Source organism: uncultured Brachyspira sp. (assembly GCF_944390595.1).
Classification (GTDB): Bacteria; Spirochaetota; Brachyspiria; order Brachyspirales; family Brachyspiraceae; genus Brachyspira.
The window spans coordinates 1-19,294 of record NZ_CALXRN010000022.1 but is presented as its reverse complement, the minus strand read 5'-3'; the positions used below and the strand labels follow the sequence as shown (position 1 = coordinate 19,294).

At 28.1% G+C, this 19,294-nt stretch carries 21 protein-coding genes; 8 read left to right on the top strand and 13 right to left on the bottom strand.

What is annotated here, in order from left to right; translation table 11 throughout:
- The first annotated feature begins 2 nt into the window (after positions 1–2).
- From Q0J90_RS01260 to Q0J90_RS01245, 4 genes are all read left to right on the top strand, one after another.
- Positions 3–1,127 carry a M20 family metallopeptidase gene (locus tag Q0J90_RS01260; RefSeq protein ID WP_297276188.1) on the top strand — a complete coding sequence of 375 codons (1,125 nt, stop codon included), beginning with the start codon at positions 3–5 and terminating at the stop codon, positions 1,125–1,127.
- Complete coding sequence (locus Q0J90_RS01255; RefSeq protein WP_297276187.1) at positions 1,127–1,852, top strand: DUF5058 family protein; 726 nt, start codon at positions 1,127–1,129, stop codon at positions 1,850–1,852. The genes Q0J90_RS01260 and Q0J90_RS01255 overlap by 1 nt, the downstream gene beginning before the upstream one ends.
- 2 nt (positions 1,853–1,854) lie before the next feature.
- A complete protein-coding gene (locus tag Q0J90_RS01250; protein ID WP_297276186.1) occupies positions 1,855–2,517 on the top strand; it encodes a hypothetical protein in 663 nt (220 codons plus the stop codon).
- Positions 2,518–2,745: 228 nt separating this feature from the next.
- Positions 2,746–3,339 (top strand): DNA/RNA non-specific endonuclease, encoded by a 594-nt coding sequence (locus tag Q0J90_RS01245; RefSeq protein WP_297276185.1) that lies wholly within the window; start codon positions 2,746–2,748, stop codon positions 3,337–3,339.
- A 37-nt stretch (positions 3,340–3,376) separates the two neighbouring features.
- Here Q0J90_RS01245 and Q0J90_RS01240 read toward each other — a convergent pair whose 3' ends face one another.
- The 7 genes from Q0J90_RS01240 to Q0J90_RS01210 all read right to left on the bottom strand — a co-directional run bounded on the left by Q0J90_RS01240 (position 3,377) and on the right by Q0J90_RS01210 (position 12,247).
- On the bottom strand, positions 3,377–5,866 hold the full coding sequence (locus Q0J90_RS01240; protein WP_297276184.1) for an ATP-dependent Clp protease ATP-binding subunit: 2,490 nt from the start codon (positions 5,864–5,866) through the stop codon (positions 3,377–3,379).
- 141 nt (positions 5,867–6,007) lie between these two features.
- A complete protein-coding gene (locus Q0J90_RS01235; protein ID WP_297276183.1) occupies positions 6,008–6,343 on the bottom strand; it encodes a hypothetical protein in 336 nt (111 codons plus the stop codon).
- On the bottom strand, positions 6,340–6,912 hold the full coding sequence (locus Q0J90_RS01230; protein ID WP_297276182.1) for an RNA polymerase sigma factor: 573 nt from the start codon (positions 6,910–6,912) through the stop codon (positions 6,340–6,342). Before Q0J90_RS01230 ends, Q0J90_RS01235 begins: the two co-directional genes overlap by 4 nt.
- Before the next feature lie 79 nt (positions 6,913–6,991).
- Positions 6,992–8,818: an ATP-dependent Clp protease ATP-binding subunit ClpX gene (gene clpX / locus Q0J90_RS01225; RefSeq protein WP_297276181.1), complete on the bottom strand. Its 1,827-nt coding sequence runs from the start codon at positions 8,816–8,818 to the stop codon at positions 6,992–6,994.
- The gene (gene rimO, locus Q0J90_RS01220) at positions 8,818–10,146 is read right to left on the bottom strand and encodes a 30S ribosomal protein S12 methylthiotransferase RimO (protein WP_297276180.1); all 1,329 of its coding nucleotides are present in this window, start codon (positions 10,144–10,146) and stop codon (positions 8,818–8,820) included. The genes clpX and rimO overlap by 1 nt, the downstream gene beginning before the upstream one ends.
- Before the next feature lie 24 nt (positions 10,147–10,170).
- Positions 10,171–11,493 carry a helix-turn-helix domain-containing protein gene (locus tag Q0J90_RS01215; RefSeq protein WP_297276179.1) on the bottom strand — a complete coding sequence of 441 codons (1,323 nt, stop codon included), beginning with the start codon at positions 11,491–11,493 and terminating at the stop codon, positions 10,171–10,173.
- Between the two features lie 22 nt (positions 11,494–11,515).
- Positions 11,516–12,247: an outer membrane lipoprotein carrier protein LolA gene (locus Q0J90_RS01210; RefSeq protein ID WP_297276178.1), complete on the bottom strand. Its 732-nt coding sequence runs from the start codon at positions 12,245–12,247 to the stop codon at positions 11,516–11,518.
- A gap of 324 nt (positions 12,248–12,571) precedes the next feature.
- Between Q0J90_RS01210 and Q0J90_RS01205 the strand changes: the two genes are divergently transcribed.
- Complete coding sequence (locus Q0J90_RS01205; protein WP_297276177.1) at positions 12,572–12,817, top strand: hypothetical protein; 246 nt, start codon at positions 12,572–12,574, stop codon at positions 12,815–12,817.
- A 30-nt stretch (positions 12,818–12,847) separates the two neighbouring features.
- On the top strand, positions 12,848–13,210 hold the full coding sequence (locus Q0J90_RS01200) for an STAS domain-containing protein (RefSeq protein WP_297276176.1): 363 nt from the start codon (positions 12,848–12,850) through the stop codon (positions 13,208–13,210).
- Positions 13,211–13,288: 78 nt separating this feature from the next.
- On the opposite strand, the gene Q0J90_RS01195 is transcribed toward Q0J90_RS01200, so the two are convergent.
- Entirely contained in the window at positions 13,289–13,684 is a 396-nt protein-coding gene (locus Q0J90_RS01195) for a rhodanese-like domain-containing protein (RefSeq protein WP_297276175.1), read from the bottom strand.
- A 156-nt stretch (positions 13,685–13,840) separates the two neighbouring features.
- Between Q0J90_RS01195 and Q0J90_RS01190 the strand changes: the two genes are divergently transcribed.
- Positions 13,841–13,993: a hypothetical protein gene (locus Q0J90_RS01190; protein ID WP_297276174.1), complete on the top strand. Its 153-nt coding sequence runs from the start codon at positions 13,841–13,843 to the stop codon at positions 13,991–13,993.
- 13 nt (positions 13,994–14,006) lie between these two features.
- Positions 14,007–14,903: a DMT family transporter gene (locus tag Q0J90_RS01185; RefSeq protein ID WP_297276173.1), complete on the top strand. Its 897-nt coding sequence runs from the start codon at positions 14,007–14,009 to the stop codon at positions 14,901–14,903.
- On the opposite strand, the gene nth is transcribed toward Q0J90_RS01185, so the two are convergent.
- From nth to Q0J90_RS01160, 5 genes are all read right to left on the bottom strand, one after another.
- Positions 14,893–15,591, bottom strand: coding sequence for an endonuclease III (nth, locus tag Q0J90_RS01180; protein ID WP_297276172.1), 699 nt, complete (start codon positions 15,589–15,591; stop codon positions 14,893–14,895). The genes Q0J90_RS01185 and nth overlap by 11 nt on opposite strands.
- Before the next feature lie 21 nt (positions 15,592–15,612).
- Positions 15,613–16,665, bottom strand: a complete 1,053-nt coding sequence (locus Q0J90_RS01175) for a DUF3298 domain-containing protein (protein WP_297276171.1) — start codon at positions 16,663–16,665, stop codon at positions 15,613–15,615.
- A 150-nt stretch (positions 16,666–16,815) separates the two neighbouring features.
- Positions 16,816–17,577, bottom strand: a complete 762-nt coding sequence (gene tpiA / locus Q0J90_RS01170; RefSeq protein ID WP_297276170.1) for a triose-phosphate isomerase — start codon at positions 17,575–17,577, stop codon at positions 16,816–16,818.
- A 17-nt stretch (positions 17,578–17,594) separates the two neighbouring features.
- Positions 17,595–18,152, bottom strand: coding sequence for a hydrolase (locus Q0J90_RS01165; RefSeq protein ID WP_297276169.1), 558 nt, complete (start codon positions 18,150–18,152; stop codon positions 17,595–17,597).
- Positions 18,153–18,279: 127 nt separating this feature from the next.
- Positions 18,280–19,260 (bottom strand): flagellar filament outer layer protein FlaA, encoded by a 981-nt coding sequence (locus Q0J90_RS01160; RefSeq protein ID WP_297276168.1) that lies wholly within the window; start codon positions 19,258–19,260, stop codon positions 18,280–18,282.
- Between the last annotated feature and the right edge of the window lie 34 nt (positions 19,261–19,294).

The window sequence follows — 19,294 nt, the reverse complement described above, 5'->3', positions numbered from 1 at the left end:
TCATAGTTTCCATGAGAAGAGATTTGCACCAAATACCAGAAGTTGGTACAGATCTTCCTCAAACAAAAAGTTATGTTATGAACAAATTAAAAGAACTTGGACTTTCACCTGTTGAATGTTCATTAGATTCTGGTATAGTATGCGATATAGGAGACTCTAGTTCAGGCAATATAGTTGGAATAAGAGCTGATATGGATGCTTTACCTATAGTAGAAGAAACAGGATGCGATTATGCATCTAAAAACGGTAATATGCATGCTTGCGGACATGATGCTCATACTGCTTGCCTTTTAGGTGCTGCTAATTATTTATTGGAAAACAAATCAAGATTAAAAGGTGCTGTAAGATTAGTTTTCCAAACAGCTGAAGAGATTACTAAAGGTGCTAACAATTTAATAAATGATGGTTTATTAAATGGTGTTAAAGCTATAGTTGGAACTCATGTAGGTACTATAGCTACAGATGTACCTAATGGAGAATTCGTGCTTCAAGGCGGACCTTTAATGGCATCAAACGATAGATTTGCAATAAAAGTTATAGGAAAAGGATCTCACGGAGCATATCCTCATTCAGGAGTTGATCCTATTTTAACATCAAGTCAAATAATACAAGGACTTTATAATATAAAAAGCAGAGAAATATTGGCTACAGATGCTACTGTAATTTCTGTATGTATAATTCATGCCGGAAGTCAATATAATATAATACCTGCTGAGGTAACTATAGAAGGTACTTTCAGAACATTCAGTGAAGAAAATAGAAGATTTATAGGAAGCAGAATAAAAGAGATAGCAGAATCTATAGCTATTGCAAACAGAGCTAAAGCAGAAGTTGAAATAGTATGGGGATGTCCTCCTGTTATCAATGATAATCAAATAGCTGAACAATTAAGTCAGGTTTGTAAAGAACTTGGATTCAAAAAAGCTGCTCCTTTTGTACCATCTATGGGAGGAGAAGATTTTTCAGAATATCAGCATAAAATGCCTGGAGTATTCATATTTTTCTCAACAATGACAGAAAAGAACATACCTCACCATAACAGCAAATTTGAAATAGATGAATCAAAATTATATCAGCCGTCTGTTTTAATGAGCGAATGGGCTATAAAATATTTAGGAGATAAATAATGAATGAAGAGATTTTAAGGATAGCCAATCAGACGATATTATGGCCTTTATGTGCTGTAGTAGTTATTATTTCTTTGGTACAGGCTATTTTATATACAAGATTAGCTAATAAAACAGCAAAAACTTTAGGAATATCAAGCGATACTTGTAAAAAGGCTTTCAGAGCTGGTTTGCTTACTGCAATAGGTCCTGCCATATCTGGTTTTATAGTTATGGTTGGTATGATATCTGTAATAGGTGCTCCAATGAGCTGGATGCGTCTTTCTATAATAGGTGCTGCTACAACAGAAATGGCTGGTGCTCAATTTGGTGCTGAAGCTATGGGAGTTAAATTCGGAGGTCCTGATTATACAGAAGTAGCATTAATTGTATCTTGGATAACTATGGCTGCAAACGGATGCGGATGGTTAATATCTGCCTCTATATTAGGAAGTAAATTAGAAGGTTTAAGACAAAAAATATCCGGAGGAAACCAAGCAGGATTGGCTTTATTATCTGCTGCATCAATGGTTGCTGTATTTGGTAATTTAGCTTCCGGATATTTACCGAAAATGGATACTGCAGCTTCTGTATTGGCTGCTGCTGCTGCTATGTTTGTACTGCTTAAATATGTATCAAAAACTAAAATTGGTCAAAAAATAAAAGAATATAATCTAGGAATTGCAATGATTTTCGGAATGATAGTTGCATTAATTGTTAAAATGACTGTAATGGGAGGAGCTTAATTATGGATGATAAAGAATTTGCCAAGATATGGAATGGTCCTGTTAATTTAATAGGACGTGTTACATTGCTATCTGCTGTTGTAGCATCATTCTTTCCTGTTACTTATTTAATGATAAGCCACCATATATTTCCTCCTATAGACGTTGTTTTAAAGGCTTGGATTTTAGTTGCTTCTTCTTATGGAGTAATGTATATACTTGAACCTATAAGTTATTATCCTGTTTTAGGTTTATCCGGAACTTACATGAATTTCTTATCAGGAAACGGCGGAAACATGAGAGTACCTGCTGCTGCATGTGCTTTGGATGTAACAGAAACACCTCCTGGAACAAGAAATGTAGAAATAATATCAGCATTAGGTATAGCAGGTTCTATAATAACAAATTTATTTTTTGTTACTTTGGCTGCTGTATTAGGGGCGGCAATATTAAATGCTGTTCCTGCTATTATTGCTGATGCTTTCAAATCTTATGCTGTACCTGCTGTATTTGGTGCTGTATTAATGCAGTTTGGAATTAAATATCCTAAATTGTTAATATTCGGATTAGGTGTTCCTTTAGCATGCAAATTATTATTGCCTTCAATGCCTGCATTTGCTGTTACTTTGTCCGGATTAATAATAACTGTAGTAGCATCAAAATTCATGTATAAAGTACAAAGCTAAAATACAATTTTGAACATTCTCAAAGCCTGTCATAATTTTTTATGATGGGCTTTCTTTTGATACTAAATCATTAAATTATATAAACCCTCTTATAGTTCTTATTTTATATTAATTATTTTTTTTAGTCATCTTTTAAAATGTTGTATATAAAAAACAATCAAATATAATTTTAGTTTACCAAAATATACATTAAAAAAATTAAAATCAGGTAAATAAAATTAATCATATATGAAAAAACTTTTTTATTTATTATATTTAATTGTCTTAATATCATGCACAACTAATAAAGTTTATATAATAGAAAATGAAAATGATAAAAAACATTTTGTCAAAATTAACAGAGTGGAATATTTGAAGCCTAATATAATCTACAATATAAATGGCACGCAATATAGTAAGGATTATCTTTCAAGAATATATAAAGTAACAAGAAAAGAAACTTTAATTTTATCAAATGCAAGCAGAAATAATTATGCTCAAATAAAAGTTGTAGAATTATACGGAATAAAAGGAAATGATCATGGAGGACATATAATAGGCAGGCAATTCGGAGGTTCTCCTAATATTGATAATTTAATTCCAATAAACAAAGAATTAAATATAGGTGAAATGAAAGAAATGGAAACTCAATGGAGAGAAATTATAGAAAATGGAGATGAGGTTAAAGATATAATTATAAAAATAGATTATATATATACTAATATGAGACCTAATATAATAAATATTAGTTATACGGTACAAAAAGAATATACCAATTATAAAGTAATAAAAATATTCACAAATACATCAGAAAAACGCCTCAAAATTAACGAATCAAATTAATTCTGAAGCGTTTAAAATATTTATAGGAGTATGTTAACTAACTTTTAGATAATTCCTTATCCTCAGCTTTTAATGCTTTGGTATAAGAAAATATCAAAGAGCCATCATTAGCATCAACATCAATAATATCACCATCTTCAATATTACCAAACAATATTTCTGTACTTATATAGTCCTCTATCTCTTTTTGTATAGCTCTTCTCAAACTTCTAGCACCATACTTCTTATCGAATCCTTTATCTATTATATAAAGTTTAGCATCTTCTGTTAAATTAATAACTATATTTCTATCTTTAATAGCTTTATTAAGTTCTTTAAGCATTATATTTATAATGTCTTTAAGATTATCTTTAGTAAGCGTATGGAATACTATAATATCATCTATTCTATTTAAAAACTCCGGATTAAAGTTTTGTTTTAATTCTTCTAAAGCAAAATTCTTTATATCATTAATATCTTTTTCGCTTCCAATAGCATTAAATCCTAAAGAACTTCCTTTAACTATGTCTCTTGCACCTAAATTACTTGTTATAATTATTATAGTATTTGAAAAATCAACTTTTCTTCCAAAATTGTCAGTAAGCTGTCCCTCTTCAAGTACCTGTAAAAGTATATTAGTAACATCAGGATGTGCTTTCTCTATTTCATCAAATAAAATAAGCGAATAAGGTTTCCTTCTAACTTTCTCAGTAAGTCCGCCTCCCTCTTCATAACCAACATATCCTGGAGGAGCTCCTATAAGTCTGCTTACTGCAAACTTTTCCATAAACTCACTCATATCTATTCTAATTAATGCATCACTGTCGCCGAACATAAACTCAGCCAATACCTTAGCTAAAGCAGTTTTTCCAACACCAGTAGGTCCTAAGAATATAAAGCTTCCTAGAGGTTTTTTAGAAGTTTTAAGCCCTGCCCTACTCCTTCTTATAGCCTTAGATATTGAAGCTATAGCCTCTTCCTGACCTATAACTTTTTGATGAAGCTCTTCTTCCATACCTATAAGTCTCTTACTTTCAGAGTTCAATAATCTCTTTATAGGTATATTAGTTATTTCAGATATAATATGTCTTATATCATCTTCTTCAATAAAAGTTTCTATTTTTTCACGTTCTTCACGCCATTTTTCTTCACGTTTAGCAAGCTCTTCCTGCAAAGCAGTTATTTCATCTCTTACTTTTGCAGCCTCTTCAAAATTCTGGTTATCAACCATATCTTTCTTTTGATTATTAAGCTCTTCTATTCTTTTTTCTATATCTTTAAATTCTTTAGGTCTAGTCATATTTATAAGTCTAGCCCTTGAACCTGCCTCATCTATTAAATCTATAGCTTTATCAGGCAAATATCTCTCGAATATATATCTCTTACTTAAAACAGCAGCAGCAGTTATAGCTTCATCAGTATATTTTACTTTATGATGCTCTTCATATTTAGGTTTTATTCCATTTAAAATTTCTATAGTATCATCTATACTAGGCTCTTCAACATTTATAGGCTGGAATCTCCTAACTAATGCCCCGTCCTTTTCTATATATTTTTTATATTCATTAATAGTAGTAGCACCTATACATTGAATTTCACCTCTTGAAAGAGCTGGCTTTAACATATTGGCAGCATCTAAAGCACCTTCAGCACCGCCTGCTCCTATTAATGTATGAAGCTCATCTATAAATATAATAATATTATTAGCCTTCTTAATCTCTAAAACAATATTTTTTATTCTCTCTTCAAATTCACCTCTATACTTAGTACCTGCAACAACAGATGATAAATCTAAAGTTAAAACACGCTTTTTAAGAAGTATATCTGGAACATCAGCTGCTACTATCTTTTCAGCTAATCCTTCAACTATAGCAGTTTTACCAACTCCAGGTTCTCCTAATAATATAGGGTTATTTTTCTTTCTTCTTGAAAGTATCTGAACAACTCTCATAACTTCATTTTCTCTGCCTATAACCCTGTCTAAAGTTTTATCTCTAGCCATTTTAGTTAAATCTCTGGCAAATTGATCCAAAGTAGGAGTTTTTACTTTTTTTCCTGTATCTTCCTGATGCTGCACCTGTTCCGATGATGACATATTGCTGTCAACAACACCAAGCATTTTTAATATTTCTTGTCTTAAAATAGTTAATTCAAGACCTAAGCTAGTAAGTACATTATAAGCTGTACCGCTTTCTTCTCTTAGTAATCCAAGAAGTAAATGTTCTGTACCTATATAATTATGTCCGAAAGCTCTAGCCTCTTCAGCTGATTTGCTTATAAGTTTTTGAACTCTTGGAGCAGTAGGTATTTTTCCAAATAACTTTGTAGGAGAAGATTTTACCATTGAGGATTCTAGCTCTATTTTTATTTTATCTAAATCTATTTTTAATCTTGTCAATACACGTGTTGCTAAAGCCTCTGGTTCACGCAATAAACCCAATAAAACGTGCTCCGGAGTTATCATATCATGATTAAGTCTTTTTGCTTCTTCTTCAGCGTATAATTCTATAACTCTTTTAGCCTTACTTGTCAAATGAAATTGAAACATACTATAATCCTACAAATTATTTTAATATTTTCTCAAAATAAATAAAAATCTAATTTTTATGATATTATCGGATATTATAAAAATATAATAATACTCAAGATATAATTATACTAATGTATAATACCGTCAAACAAAAATAGATTAAATAAAGTTACTATTAGCAACATTAACAATATCTACATTACCCCTAGTAGTTGATGCATTATTAGCTCTAGAATTATTTACCTCATTATCATTAGGATTACTATACAATAATAAAATTACTAATGCTAAAACTATTGCCGTAGATAAAGCAAAAGAAAGCCTAGCAGAAGTCATAAAGGCATACAATGGATTTATATCTTTTTTTCTCATACTTTCCATTTTTGCCCTTTGAAGCATATACTGCCATTCTCTATCCGGCAAATTTGGCAAATTGAAACTATCTCTCTTTTTTTCAATTTTGCTCTTAAATTGCATCATCTCATGTAGTTTCATAAAAGAGTCCTTTCTTTTTCTAGTAGCGACTTCATTTTTTTAAGGGCATAAGAATAATTGCTCTTAGCTGAATCGCTTGATATGTTTAATATATCTGCTATTTCTTTATATGAGTAATTCTCGTAATACCTCAATATAAAGACATCTCTCTGTTTTCCCTTTAACTTTTTAGAAGCATTATAAATTTTTTCCTGAAGGTATATTCTTTCATATTCTTTTTCTGTATTATACCTCTTATCATCAACTACTTCTAATTTCTCTAAGTAAGGAGATTCCCTCCTATATGCCTTAGAATACATATTGATAGCTGTATTACTTATTATGCGGTACAGCCAGCCTTTGAAATAATTTCTTTCTTCATATCTGTCTATGGCTTTATAAACACGTATTAAAACATCCTGAGTTAAATCCATAGCATCTTCATAATTATGCATAAAACGGTATGAAAGATTAAATATATAATTTTTATATCTTGTTAATAATATATCTAATGCTTCACTATCGCCTTTTTTATGTGCCTCTATAAGTTCATAATCTTTTAATAATTCTTTCTCTTTACTTACTATCATTCCACAAACTCCAATTTATCTCTTCTTAAAATAATATACATACATTAATTATAACAAATGTAATGTATTCTACGTAAAATCAAGCCATATAGCTCTGTTCATCCTTGGAGAAATTTTTATTAGAATTGTCTAACTTTTTCTCCTCTGTACTTGAATTTACTGACTCCTTCTCACTAAACACTTTTTCTAAATCATATTTAGTAAGTGTTAAAGTGCTGCCTTTTATCCCGTCCAAATTAAAAAGTATATTAACCATTGCTGTTTCAACTATACTTTTTAATGATCTGGCTCCCATATTCATGCTGGAAGCTTTATCAACTATATAGTTTACAGCATCAGCTGTAATTGTCAACTTCTTTCCTATACTTTTAAAAAAATTTGTATATTTTATAATAGGAGATTCCGAAGTTTTTGTCAATATATCTCTTAAATTATCTTTAGTAAGTTCATTTAATGTTACAATTATCGGAATTCTGCCTATAAATTCAGGTATCATGCCGTATTTTTCTATATCTTTTACATCAACCTGACTTAATATCCTATTTTTCTGAAGTTTATTAACTACAGCATTGGATCCAAACCCCAAACTACTCTCTCCTTTTAAACGCATTTTTATAATATCATCAAGACCTACAAAAGCTCCTCCAAATATAAACAATATATTCTTAGTATTCATAATGATTCCATCACTGGAATGCATCATACGTCTGTCTCCAAATTCAGGGACTCTTATATCCTCTCCATTCATCATAGAAAGCAATGCCTCCTGAACAGCTTTATCTGACGGATTACCTGTAGTAGACTGATGAGCATCAGCTTTAGCTATCTTATCAACCTCATCTAAAAATACTATGCCATGCTGTGCTTTGTCCAAATCCCCATTAGCTTTTCTATATAAATTATATAAAACAACCTCAACATCATCTCCAACATATCCTGTTTCTGTAAGAGTTGTAACGTCAGCACGTGCAAAAGGTAATCCTAAAATATCTGCCAAAGTTTTTACTAAATAAGTCTTACCTACTCCTGTAGGACCTATCATTAATATATTAGATCTAAAAGGTATTTCTTTATTTCCATTTATTCTTAAGCAATGCAAATAAGCATGAACAGCTAATACTTTTTTAGCGTCATCCTGCCCTATAACTGTTTTATCAAGTTCTGATACTATCTCTTTAGGAGTTAAAATATCTGATTTTGAAGATTTTTTCTTACTGCCTGATGTACTCGTGTCTGGTGAAAATTTTCTTATAATCTCTTCGCTGTTTATAACATTTTCTATTACGCTATAATCATCTTTTTCTAAAAAAGCAAATATAACTTTAGAGTTTACAAATGTTATCAATGTATTTGTTACCTCAAGTATGCCGCCGCTTGGATACGGTTCATGCGATAGTGAAAATATACCGCTTGACATTAATTTGCTTTTAGAATCAAAATAATGATATTTATTTATATAAATGTCTGAGTTTAAAGTGATAAGCTCTAATATCCTCCTAATAGATATAGCAGACATAGAATCACCATAAATTGTATATGTTAAAAGAGAATATAATATAAATCTTTCATCTAAATTTAAGTCTCTTTCTGAAATAAATCTTTCTATATTAAAATTATATTTTTTAAAATTAGATATTTTCTTTACATCGCTTTTTAAAGAATTAATAAGTAATTCTACTTCATTAGCACTATTAACTGTTTTTTCATTATTAGATATCATTTCATCATCATAACCTAAAGCTCTGTCAATATTACTCGATAGTCTTCTAGTCATGTCATTTCTATCTGAAATTAAATTCAATGTATAAACTATTTTTGTAACTATTTCAAAATAATTCTTAAACGCCTCTTCCCTGTTATCATATTTATCTTCATTGTTTATATTTTTATTAGTTCTCTTTTTCATTAATTCTCCCCTAGCTCCAAATTACCTATTAAATCATATTCGGTATTATGAGTTATATTAACTTTAACTATATCTCCTATCTTAACATCATAGTTTTTCTCATTATATATTTCAACATACCCATCAACTTCCGGAGCATCATAAATACTTCTTCCTATAAACTTATTATCCTCTTCTCTTTCTACCAAAACATCTATTGTACTGCCTACTAATCTTTCTAATCTTTTTTCAGATACTTCTATAGCAGCTCTCATAAGTTTTTCCCTAAGAAGCATTTTTTTTCTTTTGCTTATTTTTGGTTTATCTATATTCAATGCTTTAGTATTTTCTTCATCAGAATATGTAAATACTCCAACTCTGTCTAATTCTGCATTTCTAACAAACTTTATTAATTTATGAAAAGACTCTTTTGTTTCTCCAGGAAAACCTACTATTAAAGAAGTTCTTATAACAGCATTATTATCATAACTTCTAATCTTTTTAATCATCTCTCTATAAAATTTATAGCCTCTTGAACCTCGGTTCATATCTTTTAATATTGATTTATCAACATGCTGCAAAGGTATATCAAAATAAGGCAGAACTTTATCTATATTAAAAAAGGCTTCTATTATTTCATCATTTAAAACTACAGGATTTTGATATAAAACTCTTATCCATTTTATGCCTTCAACTTTTGAAAGTGCTTTAAGCAAATCAGGCAAGGCTAATTTTTTATATATATCATATCCGTAAAATGTTGTCTCCTGAGCTATTAAATTAATTTCTTTAGCACCATTTTTAGCATAATTTTCAGCTTCTTTTACTATATCTTCAATCTTTCTGCTTCTGTGATCGCCTCTAATACTAGGTATAGCACAAAAACTGCAATTAGCATGACATCCGTCACTTATTCTTATATAAACGCTATATTTAGTACCTGTATTTACTCTATCACCATACTCTTTATATTCGGTATTTTCTTCTGCATCATGAAAACCATCTTCTTCTACAGCTTTCAATATATTCTCTAAATCATATATTCCTATAGCAGAATCAACTTCCTTAAACATATCAAGAAAGTTATTTTTATATCTCTCACTCATACATCCGGATACTATTAATCTTTTGCATTTTCCGTATTTCCTATATATAGAATGATCAAATATAGCATCAATAGATTCTTTTTTGGAATCTTCTATAAAAGCACATGTATTTATAATAATAATATCAGCTTCTTCAGGGTTATTAGTTATATTAAAACCTTTTTTTTCTAATATGGCTAATATATGTTCTCCATCAACAGTATTTTTTTCGCATCCTAAACTATGTAAATATATATTTTGCAATCAATTATCCTTCATTTTAACTTATTATTTAGTATCAGACATAATCAAATTATATCTAGTAGAATCATTCAAATTTTTAACCCATTTTATAGTCTTATTCACTGTCTCGCCTGAAGCTCCGACATTTATAATTTTACCATTAACTTTAACTACAACCTCTCCTGCATTACCAATAGTAAGCATAACAACATCTTTAGCCTCTAAATACAATGTTTTACCGCTTAAAAGGTTTGTAGTAGCAGGTCTGTTGGAGTCTATAAAATATCTTACATATACAAAATGTTTAGCAGTTATTTCTATTCTAATATCAATTTTTTCTGTATCCTGTTCTATATATGTTTCTCCATTAATAACTAACAAATTAGTTGAAATTGTATCATCATACATTTCATTAGTTATATCCGGAATTTGAATCTCATTACTATATCCTGTATTAACCATTTGATTTTCTTCTAACTTTTCCATTTCAACTGTAGCTAAATCATCATAAACTTCAATAACACTAATTCTAAAATCATTGATTCCATTTCCATTTAAATCTAATATTATAGGGCTGCTCTTAGAAAAAGATAAATCCTGACCATTAATATTAATATGAACTACGTTTCCTATAGTATTAAATTTTATAGTAGCAGATATACCAAGAGGTTTAAAATATATAACATCTCCAACTTTAACATTCTGCTTGGCTTTGCTATCAACTATATTTCTTGCTATCTCAACATCATTTCTATTTTGCTTTTTATTTCTTGAAAATAAACCTAATATATTATCTCTATTTACAACTATAACAGCTATAACAACAATAATAGCTAAAACAATAATAATATTAGGCATTATAGACATATTATTATTTCTCAATTTATTCAAGTCTCTTTTAGCCATGAATAATAAATCAGTTTCAGCATTGCTATTTAAATTAATATTTTTATTTTTTTTGTTAGTTTCTTTTATAGTTTTTTCTTCATTACTTTTTGTATTATCTTTTATTACAGTTTCTTTATTTGCATCATTTTCTTTTTGTGCTTGCGTTTCATCCTTGTTAATTACTACAGGTTCTTTTATTTTTTTGACACTTTTTTGATTCTTAATTAAATTTTGTTCAGAATTTGCACCGTTTCTTTGAAGATTATATCTCTCTAGCACCATTTCAGCATCTAATGAAAGTTTATCACTTAAATTTTTAATAAAACCTTTCACATATATTTCACCAGGCAAGGCATCAAAATCCTCATTTTCAAGTGCTTTTATAAATTTAGCAACTATACGTGTACTAGCTTCGAGCTCTTCTATACTGAGACCTTTTTTTTCTCTGGCATTCTTTAATATTTGACCTATAGTTTCCATATAAATCCTTAACAAAAATAAATTAATTAGAAGGTGCTAAACCATCTTTTAATACCTGCATCTCTTCAGGTATTTCAGGCTCAAAATCTTTATTTGCATTTTCATATTTTGGATTATAGCTTATATCCGTAAACAAATACTCAACTGGAACATTAGTTGGTGTTATTCCTAAAATTCTTATTATCATTCCGTCTTTATCAACCCATAAATGTATCTTTGTAAAACCTGTTCTATCTACACTTGCTTGTTTTGATGTTAAAAGCATGTGATAAGCAGATCTATTATCATTTCCGGCATAAGATGAACTATCATATTTTGCAATACCTAATTCAGAATCTTTAAAACTATTAACAGATATTAAATCTCTCTCATTATAAAAATCTATATTAAATTTAGAAGTTAATCTAGATATTCCAGCAGCAGTATAAATAGCTCCTACATCTCCATAATTTAACTTCTGTTCAGCTACTACATTGTTTCTTGGAAATATTATCCATAATGTTTGTCCATTACAATATATAGATTGTCCGTTACCGCCTTTAGTATAAAGCATTCTAAAAAGATTAGGATTTTTAGTTAAAACATTTCCATAAGATATTGTACTTCCGTTACGTTCAACAAAATTTGCTGCAAACCCTTGAATATTTGAAAATCTATTAGATATCATGCTGACAACTTTTTCAGGAGTCATTATTTGAGAGTATGCTTGTGCTGATAAAAATATAAAACTTATAAATAATATAACTTTCTTCATAATAATTAATTTCTCTTCCCTAATATAAAATATAATATACTAAAATAATTTTCTACTAATTTTATATAATATAATAAAAAATTATAAAAAACAAGTATTTTAATAACTATATATCAAAAATTATCAAATAATTACTTCATAATCGTTTTTTATAAAAAACGATTATGAAATCATTTTTTTTATACTTTATATATATTATTATGACATTATAGGAACTATATATTACTTCACATTAATGAAAAATTTAAAATATAAGTTATATTTTAAATGCAAAAATTATTATCAATTATTTAAGCATAATTGTAATATTTAAGGAGAAATAAAATGAAAATGAAAAAAATAAACAATACATATTATGATTTATCAAAATCAAGAACTTTATACAGTAATAGGAGTGCTATTATACAAAATGATGAAGAAATAGTATTATTATTAGGAAATGAAATGCGTAAGGAAAATGTTGTGGATGTGGAGACATCTGTATATTTATCTTTGCCTAGCTTCCTTCGTTTATATGATACATTAAAAGAAAAACTTGATAAATTTAGAAATGATGGAAATTTACTATAGGCTGCTTTAAAAATTGGAGGTTTTAAATTTATGAATAATAACGATTATAAATATATAAAGGAATATAAGATTAATTCAAATAAAGATGCTATACTCGTTATATACAAAGATGTTAATATAACAATGTATAATAGTTTATTTAATGTATTAAATAGATTACTTGAGAATAATGTTAAAAATATAATAATATACTTTAAAAATATAAAATATATTATTTCAAATGCTATATATCTAATATTAGAAGTTCAAAAAGTCCTTGAATTCAGAAATGGAAAAATTATAATAACAGGATTAAATGAATATACGAAATGGTCTATAAAATCATGCGAAGCTCATAAAAAAATATATATATCAGATAATATATATGCTGCCATAAAAGAGCTTACAGCGTAATATAAACAAAAAAGCAAGAAGGAATTATAAATACTTCTTGCTTTTTTATAAATAAACTTTTTCTATTATATAAATATACTATTGTTCATTAGTTAATACGGCATTTACAAAGTCAGTATAATTTATATTTGCTAAATTATATATACGTAAAAAACCATTTGTAGCCATTATACTTGAAGCTATTGTAGATCTATTTCCGCTTCTGCAGTAAACTATATACTCTTTATTTTTATCCAAAATATCTATTTTTGTTTTAAAATCTGTATCCATAACATCGATATTAATTGAATTAGGAACACTTCCAGACATATATTCCTCAGGAGTTCTTACATCTAATAAAACTAGATTTGTTGACTTACTCATAATATCTAATGCTTTTTTAATATTAATATTATTATAAGCTTTCTTAGAACATGAAAGAATCATGAATAAAAATATCATAATAATACTAAAATACAATAAATACTTTTTCATACTTAAATATTCCTTAAATATATTATGTTAATTAATAATATTATATTTCTATATTTTGTCAAATAATTTTAATAATAAAATTACAATTTTATATTTTTAATCTTATCATGTTTTATATAGTACAGAGAATAATTATATAATTGCAGGATTGTATTAATGTTAAAAAAAGTGTGTTGTTTATTAATTCTAATTATGATATTATTATCTTGTTCCGATAAAGATACCGAAAAAACTGATGATAAAAACAATGTTAATGTTATGAAAGATGATGAATATATACAAAATATAGTAAAAGATTCTTCAAAATAAAATGGATACAAAAATGAATATAAAGGCATACTTTGCTACATTTTTCAGCATATTTATATGGGGTATAACATTCATATCAACAAAAATATTACTTAATGATTTCACTCCTATAGAAATACTTTTTACTAGATTTTTGCTGGGGTTTATATTATTAATGATAATATATCCCAAAAATAATAAAATATATCCAAAAAAAGATGAATTTTTATTTGCTTTAACCGGATTAAGCGGCGTAACATTATATTATCTTTTCGAGAATATAGCATTAAATTATTCTTTAGCTTCAAATGTGGGTATATTAGTAGCAATAGGACCATTATTCACAGGAATTTTTGCATCAATATTTTTGAAAGAAAAATTAAAATTTAATTTTTTTATAGGATTTATATTTTCAATTATTGGAATTGCAGTAATAACATTTAATGGAAAATTTATTTTAAAATTAAATCCAATAGGAGATATGTTTGCTTTGCTTGCCGCTGTTATGTGGGGTGTATATTCTGTATTAGTTAAAGCTGTAGGAGATTTAGGATATGACTCTGTATGTATAACTAAAAAAACTTTTATATACGGCTTGATATTTATGATTCCTATCTTATTTTTTATGAAATTTGATGTTAACATAAATGATTATATTAAACCTGTTAACATAATTAATATTTTATTTTTATCATTTGTAGCATGTACTTTATGCTTCATAACATGGGCATACTCTACTAGAATATTAGGTGCAGTAAAAAACAATACATATATATATCTTATACCTATAGTAACTGCTGCAACTTCAAAAATAGTTTTAAATGAAAATATAACACCATTAGCAATTTTAGGTATTTTATTAATATTATCTGGAGTCATTATTTCAGAAAAGGATATCTTTAATAAGAAAAAAGAAGTTACTAATCATTAGATTTTTTTCTGCTTTTTTTAGATACTTTATTTTCTTTATATTCATTTTTAAAATAATCGCAATATTGTGATACAGTACATTTACTGCATAATGGAGATATAGGTTTGCATAGATTCTGCCCATACACAACTAAAGTATCATTATAGACTCTCCAATATTCTTTAGGCAATTTATCTCTTAAAGCAAATTCTGTTTCTTCAGGTGTTTTTGTACTAACATATCCGAATCTGTTTGATATTCTATGCACATGGGTATCAACACATATACCGTCTTTATCAAATGCTTCTGTAACAACTAAATTTGCAACCTTTCTGCCTACCCCTTTAAGTTTTAAAAGCTCATCAATCTCATCGGGAACATTGCCTTTAAAATCATCTATAATCATTTGAGAAACTTCTAATATATTTTTTGCCTTTACTTTATAAAAACCAACAGGGTATATTAATTTAGCTATTTCCTCTTCTGATAATTTAAGCATATCTTTTGGATTTCCTGCTTTTTCAAATAATCTCATAGAGGCATCTCTAGTTGTAGGATCTTTAGTCCTAAGAGAAAGCATTGTAGATATTAGAATTTTATATGCATCCCTATTAGTTAAAATCTTTATTTCAGTAACCACAGGCATAGGCATTTCTTTTGTAACCTTAGTAAGTTCTTTCATTATAGGGTGTATATCATTGTCATTCATAAAAAATATCAATCCTCAATATTATTTTTCAAATAAATACCAAAATACAGAATCTCTTTTTATAAAAGGCTTTAATTCAGAGTATGTTAAATCAACTTCAATAATACCTTGAGCATATCCTGCTATTTTATAAACAGGCCATATAAACTTAATACCCGTAGGCGTTATATCAAAAGTATCACTCAATTCTATTGAATAAAAATCAAAAAAATCTTTCTCTGTAAAATTTCTAAGAAGTTTGCTTCTCATTAAGTTAATTAAATCCCTGTCATTCTTATTTTCTATCAATTCTGATATATTATTGCCTATCCTAGCACCTGTAGAAATTAAATATATGGCTGGTATAGAATTATATATTCCGTGCATACCGCCTGCATAGGAATAATTATATATAGAAAAAGATATTATTTTATTGTCCAAAAAAGAAACATTTATTTCTCTTTTTATATAAAAATCCATGTTGTCGTTTAAGTCTTCTTTCCAGCTTCCATATTCATCTATAATAGCACTATTAAGCAAAAAATGTATTCTATTTTCATTCAATGATTTTATTCCATCAACATCTAAAGAAATTTTATCTATTGCATTTAAATTTTTAGTATTTTTGATAATAATTGCATCTTTACTAGATTCAAAGTAATTAGCTTCTTTTGTATCTGTTTTTAATATAGAAGTTATAATCTCTATATTATTTATAGGGAAAGATGTTTTTCTTGAAAATTTAAAATCATATTTATTATTACCATCATTAGACGACCATTCTCCTGCAAACACCAAATCATCAGAGATAGTTCCTTCAAAATATCCTGTTACACGATTATTTACTGACTCTTTAATATTAAAGCTATTTCCTGAAATTTTACCTTCTATGTTAATGAATTGTCTTATTGTATCATAATAATATTTTCCTGATATATTTTTCTCGTCCAAATACAAATAAACATATATCTTAACATCTCCTATATTACCCTCACAGAAAAAGAAATTCTTTTTTAATATCTCAGGAGTTTGAGCAGATAAAATACTTGTAAAGAATATAAATATTAATATAATTTTTGTAAATAATATTTTCAATATATAACTTCCATTTATTAATTTCATATTATTATATATTTTAATAAAAATAAAACAAGATATAATTTTTTAATATATTGACCATATATAAAATGAGTACATCATTATAAATGACATACTCATAATCAATATTAAATCTAAATAAAATAATTATTTAGCAATATAATTAACTATTCTAGCAAATTTATCTGCAACTAATGAAGCACCGCCTACTAAAGCACCATCAATATTAGGCATATTAAGTAAATCATCAGCATTCTTTTCATTAACACTTCCGCCGTAAAGTATTATCATACCATCAGCAACAGAATCATTGTAAAGAGATTTTAAAGTTTCTCTAATTGTTTTATGCACATCATCAGCATCCTGAGGAGTAGCAGTTTTTCCAGTACCTATAGCCCAAACAGGTTCATAAGCTATAACAACCTTTTTTGCCTCTGCTTCAGTTAGCCCATTAAATGCAGCTTTAGTTTGCCCGCTTACTACATTAGCTGTAATTCCTTTTTCTCTCTCTTCTAAATGTTCTCCCACGCATAAAACAGGAATAAGATTTTTATCTAAAGCTCTTTTAACTTTTTTATTGATAAGTTCATCTTTCTCTCCGAAAATATCTCTGCATTCAGAGTGTCCAATAATAACATACTCGCATCCGACAGCCAATAGCATATCAGCAGAAATTTGTCCTGTAAAAGCACCCTTTTCTTCAAAATATAAATTCTGAGCTCCTAATTTAATATTAGTTCCTTTAACAGCATTATTAACATCGCTTAAACAAGTAAAAGTAGGTGCTATCATTATATCTCTATCTTTTACATCTTTAACTAAATTTTTTAATTGATTAACTAATTCTAATGCTTCTTTATTGGAATTGTTCATTTTCCAGTTACCAGCTATAAGTTTTCTTCTAGCCATATTCTATCTCCTTAAATTTATTTTATTAATTTGCTTAACTCCTTGAAATTTTCAGTTTTGGAACCTTCTATATGCCAGAAAAGAGCCATCTCAGTATTTATAATATTGGCACCAATTTTTCTCATTTGCTCCAAGGCAATTTTTTTATTTTCTTCTTTTCTTGAAGATACAGCATCTCCTACAACACAAACATTATATCCATTTTCAATTAAATGAAGAACACTGTAATAAACACAAACATGAGTTTCAATACCAAATAAAATAATATTTTTCTTATCTAGAGAATTAAATTCTTTAACAAAATCTTCTGTACCAAAAACACTAAAGTAATCTTTTGCAAATAATTTATGATTTTTAGGCAGCTCTATTCTTTCATCAGTTCCTCCTAATCCTTTAGGGTACTGCTCAGTTACTAAAACTGGAATATTATATATATCAGCTGTTTTTAATAAAATATTTGTATTTTTTATTAATTCATCTACCCCATGCATAGCAGGCATTAATTTCCCTTGCAAGTCTATACATATATATAAAGAATCTTCTTTATTTAAGATAGGTTTATTCATTACTTTCATAATAGCTCCTCAATTTTTTTTAAATTATAACAATAATTTAAAAAAAATCTACACATAAAAAAAAGGAGAAACAATAATTTTTGTTTCCCCTTAAAATTCTAAACTGATTTTATACTAAAACAAGTTATTATTGAGCTTGCTCTTCAGCAGCACCTGTGTCAGTAGTTGTAGTATCAGTAGCAGCTGTATCTGTAGTAGTAGCAGCTGTATCTGTAGCAGTACCGTCACCTATACGTCTTTGTTCAAGCTCTCTTAATTCAGCTTGCTCACGTATTCTAGCAGCTTCTATAGCTTGTTTTCTATCATTTTCTGTTTTTAAGATCTGCCAAGTACCTTCATCGTCGATATCTTCTTCGAAATCAACAACTACTACATCGTACTCAAGAGTTACATCTTTAACATAAGTGATAAAATCTCCGCCTTTAGTATCTTTAGTTCTGTAGAATCCTAAAGAATCTAATTTAACAGAAGGAATCATTCTAGGATAAAGAGGTTCTCTTACTAATACTCTGTCGCGAACATTAGGTAAATACTCTCTATTTTCCCATCTTACTTGTCTCCAACCATTGAAGTATATATTACCCATTGGATAAGATTTTAATTCACCGAATTCATTTTGTAAGTTTACAAAGTAGCTAACTAAATAGTTACGACCATAAACCCATGAACTAATAGATTTGATTTCTCCAACGTTATGTATAACGCCTTTACCTTCTGTATATTTAGTACCATCAGCACCGCCATACATTTCAAGTTCGTATACTGGTTTTACTAAAGCATAGCTGTTCCAATCTGGTAATGGGAAATGTACTCTTACACCAAGAACTTTACCAGCTTCCCATGCACCATTGTTACCTTTGCTGTCTACGTTAGTAACATAAGAATTTCTGCGGTTTTCTGTTAATCTAGCAGATTCATTCAACCATACAACCCAGTTATCATTATAAATGTTGTCAGCAACTGGCACTAATTCATTTGTATCACCTTCTCCAGCTTGTAAGTTGTCAGCGTTACCTGTTAAAGCAAAATCAATCAAAGTTGAGTTTGTTAAACCGTAAGCAGATGCAGCGATAAAAATGGAAGTTAATACTACGAATAACTTTTTCATAATTTATTGCACTCCTTGTACTAATTAATAAGCA

Excerpts from the sequence above, each read along its gene's own strand:
- Q0J90_RS01255 (WP_297276187.1), top strand. The coding sequence starts at position 1,127 with ATGAATGAAGAGATTTTAAGGATAGCCAATCAGACGATATTATGGCCT.
- Q0J90_RS01200 (WP_297276176.1), top strand. The coding sequence starts at position 12,848 with ATGAATAATAACGATTATAAATATATAAAGGAATATAAGATTAATTCA.
- tpiA (WP_297276170.1), bottom strand. The coding sequence starts at position 17,577 with ATGGCTAGAAGAAAACTTATAGCTGGTAACTGGAAAATGAACAATTCC.
- Q0J90_RS01215 (WP_297276179.1), bottom strand. The coding sequence starts at position 11,493 with ATGGAAACTATAGGTCAAATATTAAAGAATGCCAGAGAAAAAAAAGGT.
- Q0J90_RS01240 (WP_297276184.1), bottom strand. The coding sequence starts at position 5,866 with ATGTTTCAATTTCATTTGACAAGTAAGGCTAAAAGAGTTATAGAATTA.
- Q0J90_RS01235 (WP_297276183.1), bottom strand. The coding sequence starts at position 6,343 with ATGAAACTACATGAGATGATGCAATTTAAGAGCAAAATTGAAAAAAAG.
- Q0J90_RS01190 (WP_297276174.1), top strand. The coding sequence starts at position 13,841 with ATGTTAAAAAAAGTGTGTTGTTTATTAATTCTAATTATGATATTATTA.
- clpX (WP_297276181.1), bottom strand. The coding sequence starts at position 8,818 with ATGAAAAAGAGAACTAATAAAAATATAAACAATGAAGATAAATATGAT.
- Q0J90_RS01165 (WP_297276169.1), bottom strand. The coding sequence starts at position 18,152 with ATGAAAGTAATGAATAAACCTATCTTAAATAAAGAAGATTCTTTATAT.
- Q0J90_RS01245 (WP_297276185.1), top strand. The coding sequence starts at position 2,746 with ATGAAAAAACTTTTTTATTTATTATATTTAATTGTCTTAATATCATGC.
- nth (WP_297276172.1), bottom strand. The coding sequence starts at position 15,591 with ATGAATGACAATGATATACACCCTATAATGAAAGAACTTACTAAGGTT.
- Q0J90_RS01160 (WP_297276168.1), bottom strand. The coding sequence starts at position 19,260 with ATGAAAAAGTTATTCGTAGTATTAACTTCCATTTTTATCGCTGCATCT.
- Q0J90_RS01230 (WP_297276182.1), bottom strand. The coding sequence starts at position 6,912 with ATGATAGTAAGTAAAGAGAAAGAATTATTAAAAGATTATGAACTTATA.
- Q0J90_RS01210 (WP_297276178.1), bottom strand. The coding sequence starts at position 12,247 with ATGAAGAAAGTTATATTATTTATAAGTTTTATATTTTTATCAGCACAA.
- Q0J90_RS01195 (WP_297276175.1), bottom strand. The coding sequence starts at position 13,684 with ATGAAAAAGTATTTATTGTATTTTAGTATTATTATGATATTTTTATTC.
- Q0J90_RS01250 (WP_297276186.1), top strand. The coding sequence starts at position 1,855 with ATGGATGATAAAGAATTTGCCAAGATATGGAATGGTCCTGTTAATTTA.
- Q0J90_RS01185 (WP_297276173.1), top strand. The coding sequence starts at position 14,007 with ATGAATATAAAGGCATACTTTGCTACATTTTTCAGCATATTTATATGG.
- Q0J90_RS01205 (WP_297276177.1), top strand. The coding sequence starts at position 12,572 with ATGAAAATGAAAAAAATAAACAATACATATTATGATTTATCAAAATCA.